Source organism: Parasaccharibacter sp. TMW2.1882 (genome assembly GCF_023337635.1).
In the GTDB taxonomy this organism is placed as follows: Bacteria; Pseudomonadota; Alphaproteobacteria; order Acetobacterales; family Acetobacteraceae; genus Bombella; species Bombella apis.
In genome coordinates this window covers 293,205-307,220 of record NZ_NWUT01000002.1, presented here as the reverse complement: position 1 = coordinate 307,220, position 14,016 = coordinate 293,205, and the positions used below count along the sequence as shown (strand labels likewise).

At 61.0% G+C, this 14,016-nt stretch carries 13 protein-coding genes and 1 tRNA gene; 7 read left to right on the top strand and 7 right to left on the bottom strand.

Features of this window, described 5'->3' with window-relative positions; genetic code table 11:
- Positions 1-30: 30 nt before the first annotated feature.
- Positions 31-1,011, top strand: coding sequence for a hypothetical protein (locus CO583_RS07055; RefSeq protein WP_248630666.1), 981 nt, complete (start codon positions 31-33; stop codon positions 1,009-1,011).
- 21 nt (positions 1,012-1,032) lie between these two features.
- On the opposite strand, the gene CO583_RS07050 is transcribed toward CO583_RS07055, so the two are convergent.
- The gene (locus CO583_RS07050) at positions 1,033-2,583 is read right to left on the bottom strand and encodes a glycosyltransferase family 2 protein (protein WP_248630665.1); all 1,551 of its coding nucleotides are present in this window, start codon (positions 2,581-2,583) and stop codon (positions 1,033-1,035) included.
- Entirely contained in the window at positions 2,573-3,046 is a 474-nt protein-coding gene (locus CO583_RS07045) for a hypothetical protein (protein WP_081562809.1), read from the bottom strand. Before CO583_RS07045 ends, CO583_RS07050 begins: the two co-directional genes overlap by 11 nt.
- A 143-nt stretch (positions 3,047-3,189) precedes the next feature.
- Here CO583_RS07045 and gap point away from each other — a divergent pair, with 143 nt between their 5' ends.
- Positions 3,190-4,212 (top strand): type I glyceraldehyde-3-phosphate dehydrogenase, encoded by a 1,023-nt coding sequence (gene gap / locus CO583_RS07040; protein ID WP_043558101.1) that lies wholly within the window; start codon positions 3,190-3,192, stop codon positions 4,210-4,212.
- Between the two features lie 2 nt (positions 4,213-4,214).
- Positions 4,215-5,408, top strand: coding sequence for a phosphoglycerate kinase (locus CO583_RS07035; protein WP_043558103.1), 1,194 nt, complete (start codon positions 4,215-4,217; stop codon positions 5,406-5,408).
- 152 nt (positions 5,409-5,560) lie between these two features.
- Here CO583_RS07035 and rpoH read toward each other — a convergent pair whose 3' ends face one another.
- On the bottom strand, positions 5,561-6,484 hold the full coding sequence (gene rpoH / locus CO583_RS07030; RefSeq protein WP_043558106.1) for an RNA polymerase sigma factor RpoH: 924 nt from the start codon (positions 6,482-6,484) through the stop codon (positions 5,561-5,563).
- Positions 6,485-6,711: 227 nt separating this feature from the next.
- Positions 6,712-7,713: an RluA family pseudouridine synthase gene (locus tag CO583_RS07025; protein ID WP_081562808.1), complete on the bottom strand. Its 1,002-nt coding sequence runs from the start codon at positions 7,711-7,713 to the stop codon at positions 6,712-6,714.
- On the opposite strand from CO583_RS07025, the gene CO583_RS07020 reads away from it, so the two are divergent.
- Positions 7,697-8,122, top strand: a complete 426-nt coding sequence (locus CO583_RS07020) for a DUF6476 family protein (RefSeq protein WP_248630664.1) — start codon at positions 7,697-7,699, stop codon at positions 8,120-8,122. The genes CO583_RS07025 and CO583_RS07020 overlap by 17 nt on opposite strands.
- 23 nt (positions 8,123-8,145) lie before the next feature.
- Here CO583_RS07020 and CO583_RS07015 read toward each other — a convergent pair whose 3' ends face one another.
- The gene (locus tag CO583_RS07015; RefSeq protein WP_248630663.1) at positions 8,146-8,472 is read right to left on the bottom strand and encodes a helix-turn-helix transcriptional regulator; all 327 of its coding nucleotides are present in this window, start codon (positions 8,470-8,472) and stop codon (positions 8,146-8,148) included.
- 154 nt (positions 8,473-8,626) lie between these two features.
- Here CO583_RS07015 and CO583_RS07010 point away from each other — a divergent pair, with 154 nt between their 5' ends.
- A complete protein-coding gene (locus CO583_RS07010) occupies positions 8,627-9,712 on the top strand; it encodes an alkene reductase (protein WP_248630662.1) in 1,086 nt (361 codons plus the stop codon).
- Positions 9,713-9,784: 72 nt separating this feature from the next.
- Here the strand turns inward: CO583_RS07010 and rlmB are convergent, their stop codons facing one another.
- Positions 9,785-10,588, bottom strand: a complete 804-nt coding sequence (gene rlmB, locus CO583_RS07005; RefSeq protein ID WP_081562805.1) for a 23S rRNA (guanosine(2251)-2'-O)-methyltransferase RlmB — start codon at positions 10,586-10,588, stop codon at positions 9,785-9,787.
- 75 nt (positions 10,589-10,663) lie between these two features.
- Here rlmB and CO583_RS07000 point away from each other — a divergent pair.
- Positions 10,664-10,749, top strand: a tRNA-Tyr gene (locus CO583_RS07000).
- A gap of 70 nt (positions 10,750-10,819) precedes the next feature.
- On the opposite strand, the gene CO583_RS06995 is transcribed toward CO583_RS07000, so the two are convergent.
- Entirely contained in the window at positions 10,820-11,299 is a 480-nt protein-coding gene (locus CO583_RS06995) for a hypothetical protein (protein ID WP_086442156.1), read from the bottom strand.
- Between the two features lie 153 nt (positions 11,300-11,452).
- Here CO583_RS06995 and CO583_RS06990 point away from each other — a divergent pair, with 153 nt between their 5' ends.
- Positions 11,453-13,990 (top strand): excinuclease ABC subunit UvrA, encoded by a 2,538-nt coding sequence (locus CO583_RS06990; protein ID WP_248630661.1) that lies wholly within the window; start codon positions 11,453-11,455, stop codon positions 13,988-13,990.
- The last annotated feature ends 26 nt before the right edge of the window (positions 13,991-14,016 follow it).

Below are 14,016 nucleotides of genomic sequence, written 5' to 3'. Positions count from 1 at the left end.
TCGGTGAGGCCGGAAAAGGGTTTTCCTGTCATGGCGCCCGAGCAGGTACAGCTCCTGTTCCGACGCCGCCTTTCGGAGATATGCGCCCGTTTTGAAGACTGGCAGATGCCCGTTACTGTCAGAGGGGTGATTGGGGAGGTGCGGCCGGACCATTGGCGCCGTCGGGAAAGTACGCCCCTGCTGGATGAAAAGACGGGCACGGCCATTCTGCTGGACATCTCCCCTTCCCTGCTGGAGGGAGACGGGCTTCATGCGGGAGAACGTGTGCGTGTCTGCGGCCTGTTGAGGGCGCATCTGCATCAGGGACAGGTCATGCCCCGTTTTGAGGTTCTGGCCGTCGGGCGGGATGCAGAAGAGAAGGCCGACAGGCAGCGGGAAGAGCTGTTGCAGTTTCTGCGAGGGACGCCGCCCCAGCGGCGCAGCTTTCCAACCCGTGAAGGGGCGCGGATGCTGCTGCTGGGTATTGGTGTCGGGGTGGACCGGCTGAAGAGCATGGAGCAGGCCCTTGGTGGTTTCTGGACAGAACGGAACGTGACATTCCGTGCCGTGCAGGGTGATGGGGCAGCAGGCCAGTCTCTGCATGGGGTGGAAGAGGATATCGTTTTTCTGGTCATTGCCGGTGCACAGGCGGTGGAGACGGAGTCCGCCATGTTCATGAAGGCGCTGCTGCACTGTCCGGCCTATCGTGTTCTGGTCTATGATGCCGCAGCAGATGATGGGCTGCCTTCTGCCATTCTGCCGCATATGGTCGACTGTTTTTTCCGGACGACTGTGGAGGCGGCGACCTTCATAAGGCAGCAGAGCAGCGTGGTGCGGCAGCATCAGGATGAAGAGCGGGCACATCAGGAAGAGCTGGCAGCCTTGCGGGCCAGTCTTGCTGCCCTGGCAGAGCGTCCCGGGGAGAGCAGCTCCCCATCACCACTTTTTCTGTTTCTGGCAGGGCTGTGTCTCGGCGGGGGGCTGGTTGCAGCCAGCCTGTGGGGCCTGCACCATCTTTTTCAGGGGGGCTGAGCCCCCCTTTCCTATGGGGCCTCAGGGCAGGAATTCAGGCCGGGGCCGTAATGGAAGAAATTCCCCCAGCATGGGAGCCAGATTGTGCAAATGTTGGGCAGAATCCGGAGATAGCAGAAGCAGTGCCCGTGCCAGGTCATGTGGTGGAAGGCCGGGGTGCCCGGCAAGCCATGTGAGCAGCCCGTGCACGCTCAGGCCCTCCGGCTCATCAACGGGGGGTAGCGGTGTGAAGAGGCAGGCAGGTGCTGTGCTGGTCGGTATCAGCTCCAGCAGCATGCTGGCATGGCCTGTTTCGTGTGGCAGGTGGATGGCCTGCCTCTGTGTGTTGAAGGTGATGCGCAGGCTGGCCATGCCAAACGGGCAGGGTGCATCTCCAAGTGTGAAGGATGACCTGTCCTGCTCATGGAGAGTGAGAAGATGCGGAGTGCTCTTCAGCCAGAATCCGATGAGTGGTTCGTGGTGGTCCGACTGGTCCCCCGTCAGGAGTCTGCCCTCAGGGAAGCGGAGAAGGACGGTCTGTCCGGCTTCATAGCGGGCTGAAAACTGGTTGTTCAGCAGCAGGCCACTCTGGGTGGAGGGGCGTATCCGCTCGTACTGGAAGGTTCCGTGCTGCACAAGGTCCCGGATGCCCGGTGCTGTGGCATCTTCCTGATAGTGCAGACGTGCTTCTTCAAGCTGCGGCTCCACGAGCTTCTGCAAACGGGAGAGCCCCGCCTTCAGTGCGCTTTCCCGCATCCGGTTGGAGAGCACGCGCATGGCCCGGAGGTCACGTTCCTGTGGAGGGGTGACCTGCTCGTTGCGGTTGTAGTGGGCCCGCATGGGGGGAGGCAGTTCATCCTCACCATGGGCCAGTGCGCAGATGTAATGCTGGATGCAGCCACCGGCCCAGGGTTTTTCTGGAAGGGTTTCCCTGTCGGGCTGGTAGGGCTCTCCATCCGCCCGGATGATCTGCTCCGGCAGCAGGCCCAGCATATGCGCATCGGTCAGTCTGGCTGGGGTGGGCAGCTGGTCCAGCCGGGCCATGAGCCGGACGAACCGGTGATCGGCAAAAGAGGGCATGGCGTGCCAGAGATGGTTGGCCACCACATGCCCCGGAGGAGGCTGAACATGCCCGGCGCTGCCATAAATCCGCCAATGTATGGCCATGGCAGCGATTTCATCCGTGGATGGGGGGAATAGGCGTGCCAGTTCGCGGGTAGGAGACAGATATTCATCCGCATCCAGAATGATGATCCAGTCCTCTACGGGAATGGTGTCGCCCTCCGCTTCCTCCTGGACGTCCCGAGGCATGTTCTGGGTGATCTGCCGGAGGTGGGTGATGGCCTGCCGGGTCAGCTCAAGGCGCCGTCCTTCCGGGCTCAGCTCTTCCCGGAGCTCCACCGGGTGCCATGAGAGGGGCCAGTCCTGCTGGAGACTCTGGACAATCTGCCGCACATTATCAAAAGCGCCAGCATCAATGATGGCGATATGCTCAATCCCGAGGGCCAGGTGCCATGCCAGCCACCCCGGCAGGGTATGGTCTGCCTGCTTGAGAAGGACGGCACATGTGAGACGGGGGTGCCTATCGGACATAAATACGGACCATGTTGTTCTGGACGGTCGGGCTGGAGCCGACTTTCATCTCCAGCTGGATGGGGCGGGCACCGGCTGCCAGAACATGGCTGGCGACCGGGTTGACGAGCGTCTCTGTCAGCTGCTGGAGGGACTGCCTCTCGGCCTCAGGCGTCTGCTGCATGGGAGCCATGCCCTGGATGATGAACAGGATGTTGCTCTTGCGGCCCAGTGCAAGTTTGGTGGCTTTCTCCACCGCTGGCCCGTAATCCCGTTCTGGCGTGCCGCCAGCAATCTGGAGAAAGGCCGGTTTTTCCGGGGCGGGAGCAGGCAGGGCCGGGGTGGCCGTTCTGGGAGGCCTGCCAGCCTGCGCATCGAACGTGCGTTGATCGATGGGATTGCAGCCGCAGAGGGACGCCGTCAGCAGAAGCAGGGCAGTGGAGCGGAATCGCAGAAGAGAGCGGGGGACAGAGAGAGCCATCATAAAACAACAGGTTACAGGAAGCCGGGCATGACGCAAGAGGGAAGCAGGGCTGCTTCAAAAACTTCATTTTCCCTCTGTTGCTCTCTGGCAGTGGTGCTATGGATAAGGAGTCCTTTAGCTACCAATTACGGAGGAAGCGACCAATGGCCGTTAAAATTGCAATCAACGGGTTCGGACGTATCGGGCGTCTGGTTCTTCGTGGCATCATCGAAAGCGGGCGCACTGACGTCGAGCCGGTTCTGATCAACGATCTCGGCTCCGTGGAGGCCAACGCTCACCTTCTGAAGTACGATACCGTTCATGGTCGTCTGCCGGCTGAGGTCGAGGTCGTCAATGGTGATCTGCTCATCAAGACCCACCAGGGCCGCACCATCGGTCCGATCAAGGTGACAGCCCAGCGCAACCCGGAAGAGATTCCGCTCCAGGGTGTTGATGTGGCCATGGAATGCACAGGCCTCTTCACGGCCCGTGACAAGGCTTCTGCCCTGCTGAAGGCCGGTGCCAAGCATGTGCTGGTTTCTGCTCCGGGCAAGGATGCCGACGCCACGATCGTGTACGGCGTGAACAACGACGCCCTGAAGCCGGGCATGCAGATCGTCTCCAACGCTTCCTGCACGACGAACTGTCTCTCCCCGGTTGCTTCCGTGCTGGATGAAAAGTTCGGCATCGAGCGTGGTTACATGGTGACCGTCCACTCCTACACGGGTGACCAGCGCACCATCGACACGCTGCACAAGGATCCCCGTCGTGCCCGTGCCGCTGCTGTCAACATCATTCCGACATCCACGGGTGCTGCCCGTGCCGTTGGTCTGGTTCTGCCGCACCTCAAGGGCAAGCTGGACGGCACGGCCATCCGCGTGCCGACGCCGAACGTCTCCCTCGTCTCCCTGGACTTCGTGCCGAAGCGCAAGCCGTCCTCCGTCGAGGAAGTCAACGAGGCCATCCGTGAGGCTTCCGAAGGCCGCCTGAAGGGCATCCTCGGCTACAACACGGAGCCGCTGGTGAGCCACGACTTCAACCACGTTCCGTTCTCCTCCACCTTTGATGCCACGCAGACAGCGCTGGTTGATGGTGGTGAGCTGGTCCGTATCTGTGCCTGGTACGACAATGAGTGGGGCTTCTCCAACCGTATGTCCGACACGGCATCTCTGTTCGGGAAACTCTGATCATGGCTTTTCGCACGCTTGATAAGGCGGAGGTACGTGGCAAACGCGTACTTCTCCGCGCTGACCTGAATGTCCCCATGCATGAGGGTGCCATTACCGATACGACCCGTATCGAGCGTGTGCTGCCGACCATCCGTGAGCTGACTGAGAAGGGGGCCAAGGTCATCCTTCTCAGCCACTTCGACCGGCCCAAGGGCAAGGTCGTTCCCGAGATGTCGCTGGCACCGGTTGGCAAACGTCTGGGTGAGCTGCTTGGCCGCCCGGTCGCCTTCGCTGCGGACTGCGTGGGCCCCAAGGCCAAAGAGGCTGTGGATGCGCTGAAGGATGGCGGGGTTCTCCTGCTGGAGAATACACGTTTCCACGCTGAGGAAGAGAAGAACGATCCCGAATTCTCCAAGGCACTGGCTGCCAACGGGGACATCTATGTGGATGATGCTTTCTCTGCTGCCCACCGTGCCCATGCTTCCACAGAGGGCGTGGCCCATCTGCTGCCGGCCTATGCTGGTCGCCTGATGGAAGCTGAGCTGAAGGCTCTTTCCGCTGCGCTGGAAAGCCCGAAGCGCCCTGTCGGCGCCGTGATTGGCGGGTCCAAGATTTCCACGAAGCTGGACCTGATCGGCAACGTGCTGGACAAGGTGGATGTTCTGTTCATTGGTGGGGCCATGGCCAACACCTTCCTCGCTGCTGAAGGCGTGAAGGTTGGCAAGTCCCTCCAGGAATCCGATATGCATGAGACGGCTCGCAAGATTGCCGCCCGCGCCAAGGAAAAAGGCTGCAAGCTGGTCCTGCCGGTGGATGCCGTCGTGGCCCGTGAGTTCAAGGCAGGTGCCGCCTCCGAGGTTGTGCCGGTGGACAAGGTGCCGGAAGACACCATGATCCTTGATGCTGGCCCGAAGACAGCCGAGCTGATCTCCAAACATCTTGCTGACCTGAAGACTCTTGTCTGGAACGGTCCGCTGGGTGCTTTCGAGATCGAGCCTTTCGACAAGGCAACCGTGGAAGTGGCCCGTGCCGCTGCCAAGCTGACCGAAGAAGGCAAGCTGCTGACAGTGGCTGGCGGTGGTGACACCGTTTCTGCCCTGCGTCACGCTGGCGTGGCTGACCGTATGAGCTATGTCTCCACGGCTGGCGGTGCCTTCCTCGAATGGCTGGAGGGTAAGACCCTTCCGGGTGTTGAGGTGCTGCGCGCCAAGTAAGATCGGTTTCGCTGGTTTTACGGAAGAGGCGGTGTCCTTCGGGACGCCGCCTTTTTTGTGTCTACTGTTTCTTCCTGTTGCATGAAAAAACGCAGCCAAGGTATGGCCCCGCTGCGTTCTGTTCAGTGCAGTTCTGAAGGAGGAGGTGGGGATCAGGCTTTGACTTTTTCGGCCACCTCTTCTTCGGAGAAGCCCTGTTCCCTGCGGCGTTCCTTGACGGCGGAGGCCATGGCTTTCTGCAATTTTTCCATGGCACGGGCTTCAATCTGACGGATGCGCTCACGGGAGACACCGTAATGATGGGAGAGTTCTTCCAGCGTGGAGGGGTCTTCCTTCAGGCGGCGTTCTGTCAGAATGTGGCGCTCACGGTCATTGAGCGTCTGCATGGCTTCGGCAAGCAGAGCCTTGCGCCCGCTCATGTCCTCGCTTTCGGCCAGCGTGTCTTCCTGATTCTCGTTCTGGTCCACAAGCCAGTCCTGCCATTCCTGCTCGCCATCTGCACGGAGCGGGGCGTTCAGGCTGTGGTCAGGTGCCGTAAGGCGGCGGTTCATGGAGATGACATCCTGCTCCGGCACGCCCAGTGTTTTGGCAATATGATCAATCTGCTCTGGCTGCAGGTCGCCTTCCTCATAAGCCTGCATCTGCCCTTTCAGGCGGCGGAGGTTGAAGAAGAGCTTCTTCTGGGCAGCGGTCGTGCCCATTTTCACCAGAGACCAGCTGTGCAGGATGTACTCCTGAATGGCTGCCCTGATCCACCACATGGCATAGGTCGCCAGCCGGAAGCCTCGCTCCGGGTCAAAACGGCGGACAGCCTGCATCATGCCGATATTGCCCTCGCTGATCAGTTCGCTGACAGGCAGGCCATAGCCCCGGTAACTCATGGCAATCTTGGCAACAAGGCGCAGGTGGGATGTTACCAGTTCATGAGCCGCCGTGCTGTCGTGTTTGTCACGCCAGCGGCGGGCAAGAGCGAGTTCCTGCTCGGAGGTGAGAAGGGGGAACCGCCGGATTTCCTGAAGATAACGGGAAAGGTTGGTCTCCGGGCCGATGGCGGGAAGAGTTGAGGGAGACTTCATGCGACTTCGACTCCTTGCACCCGACTGGGGAAGAGGCGGGCAGATCATACCAGCCTATCCCTTACAGGAACGATGAGACCAGCGCCTGCATTTTAACGCCGGTCAGGCCGTATCTCCATCGCAAATAAGGCAATAGAGACATGTCCATTCTTTATAGGACTTTTTTCGTCCTATTATTCTTTAATTGATTCCTGCCGAGAGTCAAACTTAATAAAAAGTCAGGTGCTTCACCCTTCCGAGAGAGCTTCAATCAGGGTCTGGAGATCATCAGGGAGAGGGGCGGAAAAAAGCAGTTCTTCCTTTGTTCGTGGGTGGGTAAAACCCAGAGTGGCGGCATGAAGGGCCTGACGGGGGAAGTCGAGAGCCTGATGGCGCACGTTCACGGGCAGTTTGCGGGCCGCTGCCGGGACACGACGCAGATAGACCGGGTCGCCCAGCAGGGGGTGGCCATTATGGGACAGGTGGACACGGATCTGATGCGTCCGTCCCGTGGCCAGCCGGCACTCCACGAGCGATACCCCCGCATGAAAAGTTTCTTTCGTCGTGAAGCGTGTCAGGGCGTGTTTGCCGCCATTAGGGACGACGGCCATGCGCTTGCGGTCCCGCTTATCCCGTCCGATCGCCCCTTCAAACTCGCCTGAAGGCGGAAGGAGACCCCACGCCAGGGCGAGATAGGCCCGTTCCATCGTACGGGTCGCAAAGGCTTCGGACAGGGCTTCATGGGCGAGGGGGGTTTTTGCAACGACCATCACGCCGGATGTGTCCTTGTCCAGCCGATGGACGATGCCGGGGCGTTTTTCCCCGCCAATTCCTTCAAAGTCCGGCCCGCAATGGCCAAGAAGGGCATTGACGAGTGTGCCTGTTTCATTGCCGGGGGCGGGATGGACGACCAGCCCGGCTGGTTTGTCCAGCACGATGAGGTCCCTGTCCTCAAAGAGGATGTCTAGCGGGATGCTTTCGGCCTGCGGGCGGGCCGGTTCTGGCGGGGGCAGGCGCAGCTCCAGCGTCATTCCCTCTCGCAGGGCGAAGGCGGGGTCTCGCCGGGGCGTGCCGTTGCAGGTAAGGTGGCCCGTCTCAATCAGGGCTTTGACACGGGAGCGGGAGAGGGTACCGATGGCGTCTGCCAGCATACGGTCGGCCCGCTGCCCTGTCTGCTCGGGCGTGATGGTGAATGAGAAGAGAGCGGGCGCATCCGCAGGGAGAGAATCGGAGATGAGTGAGTCGGACATGGCCCCCAATCTAGTCGAGCCGGGACAAAACAGCGAGTCGAACCCGCCACGCACGCCCAGGGCTCTGGTGGCGGCTGTCATCATCATGGGGGTGATGATCATTCTGGGGACGGTCCTGCTGGTGGGAATCATCATTCATCGGATGATGAACCACTCTTCGGCTTCACCCGCTCCGGCGGCTTCCGGGCTTTCACGGGCAGCGGCAGGGCCTGCTTCTCTGGCAGGGCCAGCCCTGCTGAAACTGCCCAGGCAGGCGGATGAGCAGGTCATGGCCGTCACGGCCCGCCCTGATGGCCTTCTGGCCGTCACGCTCAAGACAGGGCAGGGCGATGCCCGCATCCTGCTCTGGCAGCCGGAGCAGGCCCGCCTTGTGGCGGAATTGGACCTGACGGGGCCTGCCGCTCATTGATGGGGACGGCCCTCGTTGGAGGGTCAGTCTTTTTCTGGAAACTCTGCCGGACATTCCCGCAGGATGGAGGCCATCAGGCCGGGGAAGCGGTCCTCCAGCACGTCAAGACGGAGCGTGTTGCGGTGCTGGACCCCTTCCACACGGGTGTGCAGGATGCCGGCCTCCCGCAGGACCTGAAAATGGTGCGACATGCTTGATTTTGGCCTGCCACGCAGAAGGGTCGTGCAGTTGGCTTCCTTCAGGCCGTGCAGGTGGCAGATGATGCCCAGACGGACAGGGTCCGCCACGGCCCGCAGAAGGGGCAGGAGGGTGATGTCTTCCGGGGCGGGGTGATGATACAGCGCAGCCATGAGATCGTGTATCGGGAGTCGGGGGGCCGTTTGTCAAGGTTTCATTGTTCTATGTTGATAGAACAAAAAGGAAGTGTTAGCGTTTGAGAAGAACGGGCGGTGACACCATGTGTCCCCGTCATCTGTCTGGTCATGTTTTTCAGGAGAAAACACCATGCCAACACTTTTCGATCCCATTTCCTTCGGAGCCATCAAGGCGGCCAACCGTGTCGTCATGGCACCGCTCACACGGGCAAGGGCAGGCAAGGATGCCGTCCCGACCCCCATCATGGCGGAATATTATGGCCAGCGGGCCAGTGCCGGTCTGATCATCTCCGAGGCGGTGGGCATTTCCCGTCAGGGGCTTGGCTGGGCCTATGCCACGGGCATCTGGAATGAGGAGCAGGTGAAGGGCTGGAAGGCCGTTACCGATGCCGTGCATGAAAAGGGCGGCAAGATTGTCTGCCAGCTCTGGCACATGGGGCGGATGGTTCATTCCTCCGTTACAGGCGAGCAGCCAGTGGCACCGTCTCCCTCAACGGCACCGGGGCATATTCATACTTATGAGGGCAAGGCCCCTTATGAGGAAGCCCGTGCGCTGCGTCTGGATGAGATTCCGGGGATTGTGGAAAGCTATGCCCATGCGGCCCGCAATGCGATGAAGGCCGGTTTTGATGGTGTGCAGATTCATTCTGCCAATGGCTATCTGTTGGATGAGTTCCTGCGGGACAGCACTAATCACCGGACGGACGCTTACGGCGGGTCTGTTGAGAATCGTCTGCGCCTGCTGCGTGAGGTGACGGAAGCTGTCATCAAGGAAGTTGGGGCCGAACATGTCGGCGTCCGTCTTTCTCCGAATGGGGAAGTGCAGGGCACGATTGATAGCAACCCGGAGGCCGTCTTCATCCCGGCGGCAAAGATGCTGAATGATCTGGGCGTGGCGTGGTTGGAACTCCGTGAGTCCAACCCGTCCAGCACCTTCACATTTGCTGGGGCTACGGAACAGCCGAAATTGTCACCGGAAATCCGTAAGGTCTTTACCCGTCCGTTGGTGCTGAATCAGGAATATACACGGGATGAGGCCCTGAAGGCCGTGGCGGATGGCAGGGCTGACGCCATAAGCTTTGGTCGTGCCTATATTGCCAACCCGGACCTCGTGCGCCGCCTGAAGGACGATCTGCCGCTTCAGGATGATGACATGGCGACATGGTATGGCCCGATTGGAGCCAAGGGCTATACGGATTATCCGTTCGCCAAGTGATGGCCGATAGTATCGCTTGAGAGCGGGGTGGTGACCGGGTTCTCCGGTCCCACCCCGTTTTTGTGTCTGGGATCAGTCCAGCGGGCGGGTCAGCTCGTACAGGGCAACGGCGGAGGCGTTGGAGACGTTCAGGCTCTCCATCGGGCCGGACATGTGGATGGAGGCGATTTCATCGCAGGTTTCCCGTGTCAGGCGGCGCAGGCCGGCCCCTTCGGCCCCCAGAACCAGAGCCACACGACGGTCGCCGAGCTGGTTGCGGTCCAGCCTTGTGCCGCCTGCATCCAGCCCCACGACCCAGAACCCGGCTTTTTGAAGGCCCTGTAGGGCACGGGAAATGTTGGTCTCCCGGATGATGGGCACGACATCCAGCCCGCCGGAGGCCGCTTTGGCCATGGTGCCGGTTTCATCAGGTGTATGGCGGTCCTGCACCAGAAGGGCAGCGGCCCCGAAGGCGGCGGCCGAGCGCAGGATGGCCCCGATGTTGCGGGGGTCCGTGACCTGGTCCAGCACCAGAATGGGGCCGGGGCGGTCGATGACATCCACGATGGCGGGATTTTCCAGTGGTTCGACATTCAGGCAGACGCCCTGATGCACGGCGTCTTTCCCGCAGAGGGCATCCAGCTCTTCCCGGCTGACGATGCGGGGCTGATGGGCCGTCTCGGGCAGGGAGTCGGCGGCTTCCTTTGTCGCCAGAAGGCTGTAGATGACCCGTGCAGGGTTGAGCAGGGCGGCCTCCACGGCGTGCTGGCCGTAGATCCAGTAGCCCTTGCCCGTGGCGGGGGCACCGTGCCGGGTCGTGCTGCGGCGGGAGCGGTTGCGGGAGAGATTCTGCGCCTCGGGCAGGGCCACACGGCGGGAGGATGATTTTCTAGCCATAAGTCTTTGTATAATCTTTCTGGCTCGCATTGACATAGCAGTAAATGCATATTATCACACGCACATCCTGAGTTCGGAGGGGTGCCCGAGTGGCTAAAGGGGGCGGACTGTAAATCCGCTGGCGTACGCCTACGTTGGTTCGAATCCAACCCCCTCCACCACAGGTAATCAGAAAAAGCGCAGTGCCGCCCCAGAAACAGGGCGGCTTTTCTTTTTCGAGGCCCCAAAAAATTATTCCCTTCTGGGAGTTTGCAACTCTCGGTTTATTTGGTGCTCAGAGCTATGGATCGACCCCTTTCTGCCGGGGGCTTTGCGTGGTGTGCGGGGTTGTGCTGGGGTATCTTTTGTTACTTCATAGCGGCAGTCATCGTCCGCTAGAAAAAGATCATCCCGGTTCTGCCAGAGCCATTCATCGCAATAGAGTATGGTCCAGTCTGGGAGTTCACCTTTCAGGTCTTTGGCAATGGTTAGACCGGTAGCTGCAAAACCTTTCAGGTCAAAAGGGGTGCGGTCTTTTTTGGGCAGGTAATATTCAAAATCATCGGTAAGGCGTATCCATTTGTCTAGTCTGGTGCGGAGCTGGTCCGTTATGGGCAGGTCTTCCAGAAGAATGGGCTGGCCATTGCTTGTCCAGACAGCTTCTGTCAGATCTCCTCCAAGAACAAGGCATTTATCATCGGGTAATTCAGCTTTATCTGTTATCTGGTTCATGATCTATTATGCTGTTGCCTGTTTCAAAAAGTCCGGTAGAGGGGTGTGTTGGCCCCAACTATTTTGCTGCGTATGGTCATGTTAGTATTTTTTTCATGATAGCGACCAGCTCCGATTGTTATGTCTGGAGCTGGTCAGAAGGAGCGCACGGCCATGGTGTCATCGGATAATCAGCCTTCTCACGACTGGAAATCAGTGGACATGATCCGCCTAGAAGGCGCACAGGAGCATAACCTGAAGGATGTCTCGCTGGAGGTTCCACGGGGCTGTCTGGTGGTGTTTACCGGTGTGTCCGGGTCGGGCAAGTCGTCTCTGGCGTTTGGGACGCTCTATGCCGAGGCGCAGCGGCGGTATCTGGAGACGGTCGCTCCCTATGCACGGCGGCTGTTCCATCAGCTGCCTCCACCGAAAATCCGCAGCATCGAAGGGCTGCCGCCTGTCATTGCCCTTCAGCAGCAGGTGGGCACGAGCAGCCGGTCATCCGTGGGCAGCGTGACGACCCTCTCCAATCTGCTGCGTATGCTCTATTCCCGGGCAGGGACGTATCCAGCCGGTGCGCCCATGCTGGAGAGTGACGATTTCTCCGCCAATACGCCGCAGGGGGCCTGTTCACGCTGTCAGGGCACGGGATGGCTCTATGACGTCGTGGAAGAAAAGATGGTGCCCGACCCGACGCTGACCCTGCGGGAAAAGGCCGTGGCCGCATGGCCCGGTGCGTGGCAGGGGCAGAACCTGCGGGACATCCTCATGATGCGTGGGGTCGATCTGGACACGCCGTGGCAGGACCTGCCGAAGGAAACACGGGACTGGATTCTGTACACGGATGAAACCCCGACAGAACCGATCTACCGGGGCCTGAACTACGCCGAGAGTCAGGCGGCCATGAAGCGGGGGGAGCCGGCGACCTATCAGGGCACCTTTGCCAGCGCACGCCGCCATGTGATGCAGAGTTTCCACGGCTCAAAGAGTGCGAAGATGCGTGCCCGTGCGGCGACCTTCATGCAGGCGACACGCTGCCCGGTCTGTCACGGTGCCCGTCTGAAGCCTGAAGCCTTGGCCGTGACGTTTGCGGGGCAGGATATTGCGGCCCTGTTCCACCTGCCGCTGGAACGGCTTCATGCCGTGCTGAAAGACCAGCTGGCAGGAGAGCGGCGGGATGATGCACAGGGGCGTGTGATTGAGGAAATCGGGACGGCCCTGCTCCGGCGGCTGGAGATCCTGCTGGAGCTGGGGCTGGGCTATCTTCAGACGGACCGGACCGTGGACAGCCTTTCCCCCGGCGAATATCAGCGTCTGCGGCTGGGGACGCAGGTCCATTCCGCCCTGTTCGGCGTGGCCTACGTGCTGGATGAACCCGCCGCCGGGCTGCATCCGGCGGATATCGAGGCCCTGCTGAACGTGCTGGCCCGTCTGCCCCGGGCCGGAAACTCCCTGCTGGTCGTGGAGCATGATCCTGTCGTCATGCGGCGGGCGGACTGGCTGGTGGATATCGGCCCCGGTGCGGGCAGTCATGGCGGGCAGGTTCTTTACAGTGGGCCGCCGGATGGTCTGCGGCAGGTGGAGGCCTCCCGCACAAGGCCTTATCTCTTTGACCCGCCGCCTCTGGAGCGTGGTCCTGGCCGACAGGTGGAGCGGTGGCTCCAGCTTGAGGGCATCACATGGCGGAACATGAAGGACCTGTCCCTGAAGCTGCCACTGGGTGTTCTGGTGGGCGTGACGGGTGTTTCCGGTTCCGGCAAGTCCAGTCTGGTCAGTCAGGCTCTGGTGAGCCTTCTGGGGCATGCGCTGGGCCAGAAGGTCGAGGAAGCGGACGAACCGCAGGATGGTGACGACACCACGCCACTGGCGGACGAGGCCGTGGAGGCCCAGCCGGAAGGGCGTATCGTGGCAGGGCTGGAGCATGTCCGGCGTCTGGCCATCATCACGCAGAAGCCCATCGGGCGGACGTCACGCTCCAATCTGGCGACCTATACGGGCATTTTTGACCAGATACGCAGGCTCTTCGCCGCAACGGAAGCCGCCCGCAGGGCGAAGCTGGATGAAAGCTGCTTCAGCTTCAATGTGGCCAAGGGGCGGTGCCCGCATTGCGAGGGGTTGGGGACGGTCTCGGTCGGTCTGCTCTTCATGCCTGGTGTGGAGGCTCCCTGTCCGGTCTGTCATGGGGCACGCTACAGGGATGAGGTGCTGGCCATCACGCTGCGGGAGAAGAACATTGCCGACGTGCTGGCCATGACCGTGGAGGAGGCTTGTACCTTCTTTGCTGGAGAAGGGGCACTGGCCCGCGGGCTGGAAACGCTGGAGCAGTCCGGCCTTGGCTATCTCCGTCTTGGCCAGCCTGCACCGGAACTGTCCGGCGGTGAGGCGCAGCGGCTCAAGCTGGCAACGGAACTGCAGAAGCGGCGGCCCGCCCCCATGCTGTATGTTCTGGATGAACCCACGACCGGCCTGCATCCTTCTGATACGGACAGGCTGCTGGGCCAGCTCCAGACATTGGTGGAGCAGGGGCACAGCGTGGTTGTGACCGAACATAACATGCGTGTGGCGGCGGCGAGTGACTGGGTGATCGATATTGGCCCCGGCAGCGGGGAAAAGGGCGGCAGGATCATTGCCTCCGGCCCGCCGGAGGAGGTGGTCAGGACCCCTGAAAGCCGGACAGGGCCATATTTGCGGGAGGTGCTGGCCGGAGCGTGACGGGGTGGCCCCGCCGGGGTTCGGTC

What these genes read in the sequence shown, in the direction of transcription:
- CO583_RS07035 (WP_043558103.1), top strand. Translation starts at nt 4,215, where the DNA reads ATGGCTTTTCGCACGCTTGATAAGGCGGAGGTACGTGGCAAACGCGTA.
- CO583_RS07055 (WP_248630666.1), top strand. Translation starts at nt 31, where the DNA reads ATGGCGCCCGAGCAGGTACAGCTCCTGTTCCGACGCCGCCTTTCGGAG.
- CO583_RS07045 (WP_081562809.1), bottom strand. Translation starts at nt 3,046, where the DNA reads ATGATGGCTCTCTCTGTCCCCCGCTCTCTTCTGCGATTCCGCTCCACT.
- CO583_RS07050 (WP_248630665.1), bottom strand. Translation starts at nt 2,583, where the DNA reads ATGTCCGATAGGCACCCCCGTCTCACATGTGCCGTCCTTCTCAAGCAG.
- gap (WP_043558101.1), top strand. Translation starts at nt 3,190, where the DNA reads ATGGCCGTTAAAATTGCAATCAACGGGTTCGGACGTATCGGGCGTCTG.
- CO583_RS07015 (WP_248630663.1), bottom strand. Translation starts at nt 8,472, where the DNA reads ATGGCTGCGCTGTATCATCACCCCGCCCCGGAAGACATCACCCTCCTG.
- rpoH (WP_043558106.1), bottom strand. Translation starts at nt 6,484, where the DNA reads ATGAAGTCTCCCTCAACTCTTCCCGCCATCGGCCCGGAGACCAACCTT.
- CO583_RS07025 (WP_081562808.1), bottom strand. Translation starts at nt 7,713, where the DNA reads ATGTCCGACTCACTCATCTCCGATTCTCTCCCTGCGGATGCGCCCGCT.
- CO583_RS06990 (WP_248630661.1), top strand. Translation starts at nt 11,453, where the DNA reads ATGGTGTCATCGGATAATCAGCCTTCTCACGACTGGAAATCAGTGGAC.
- CO583_RS06995 (WP_086442156.1), bottom strand. Translation starts at nt 11,299, where the DNA reads ATGAACCAGATAACAGATAAAGCTGAATTACCCGATGATAAATGCCTT.
- CO583_RS07010 (WP_248630662.1), top strand. Translation starts at nt 8,627, where the DNA reads ATGCCAACACTTTTCGATCCCATTTCCTTCGGAGCCATCAAGGCGGCC.
- CO583_RS07020 (WP_248630664.1), top strand. Translation starts at nt 7,697, where the DNA reads ATGAGTGAGTCGGACATGGCCCCCAATCTAGTCGAGCCGGGACAAAAC.
- rlmB (WP_081562805.1), bottom strand. Translation starts at nt 10,588, where the DNA reads ATGGCTAGAAAATCATCCTCCCGCCGTGTGGCCCTGCCCGAGGCGCAG.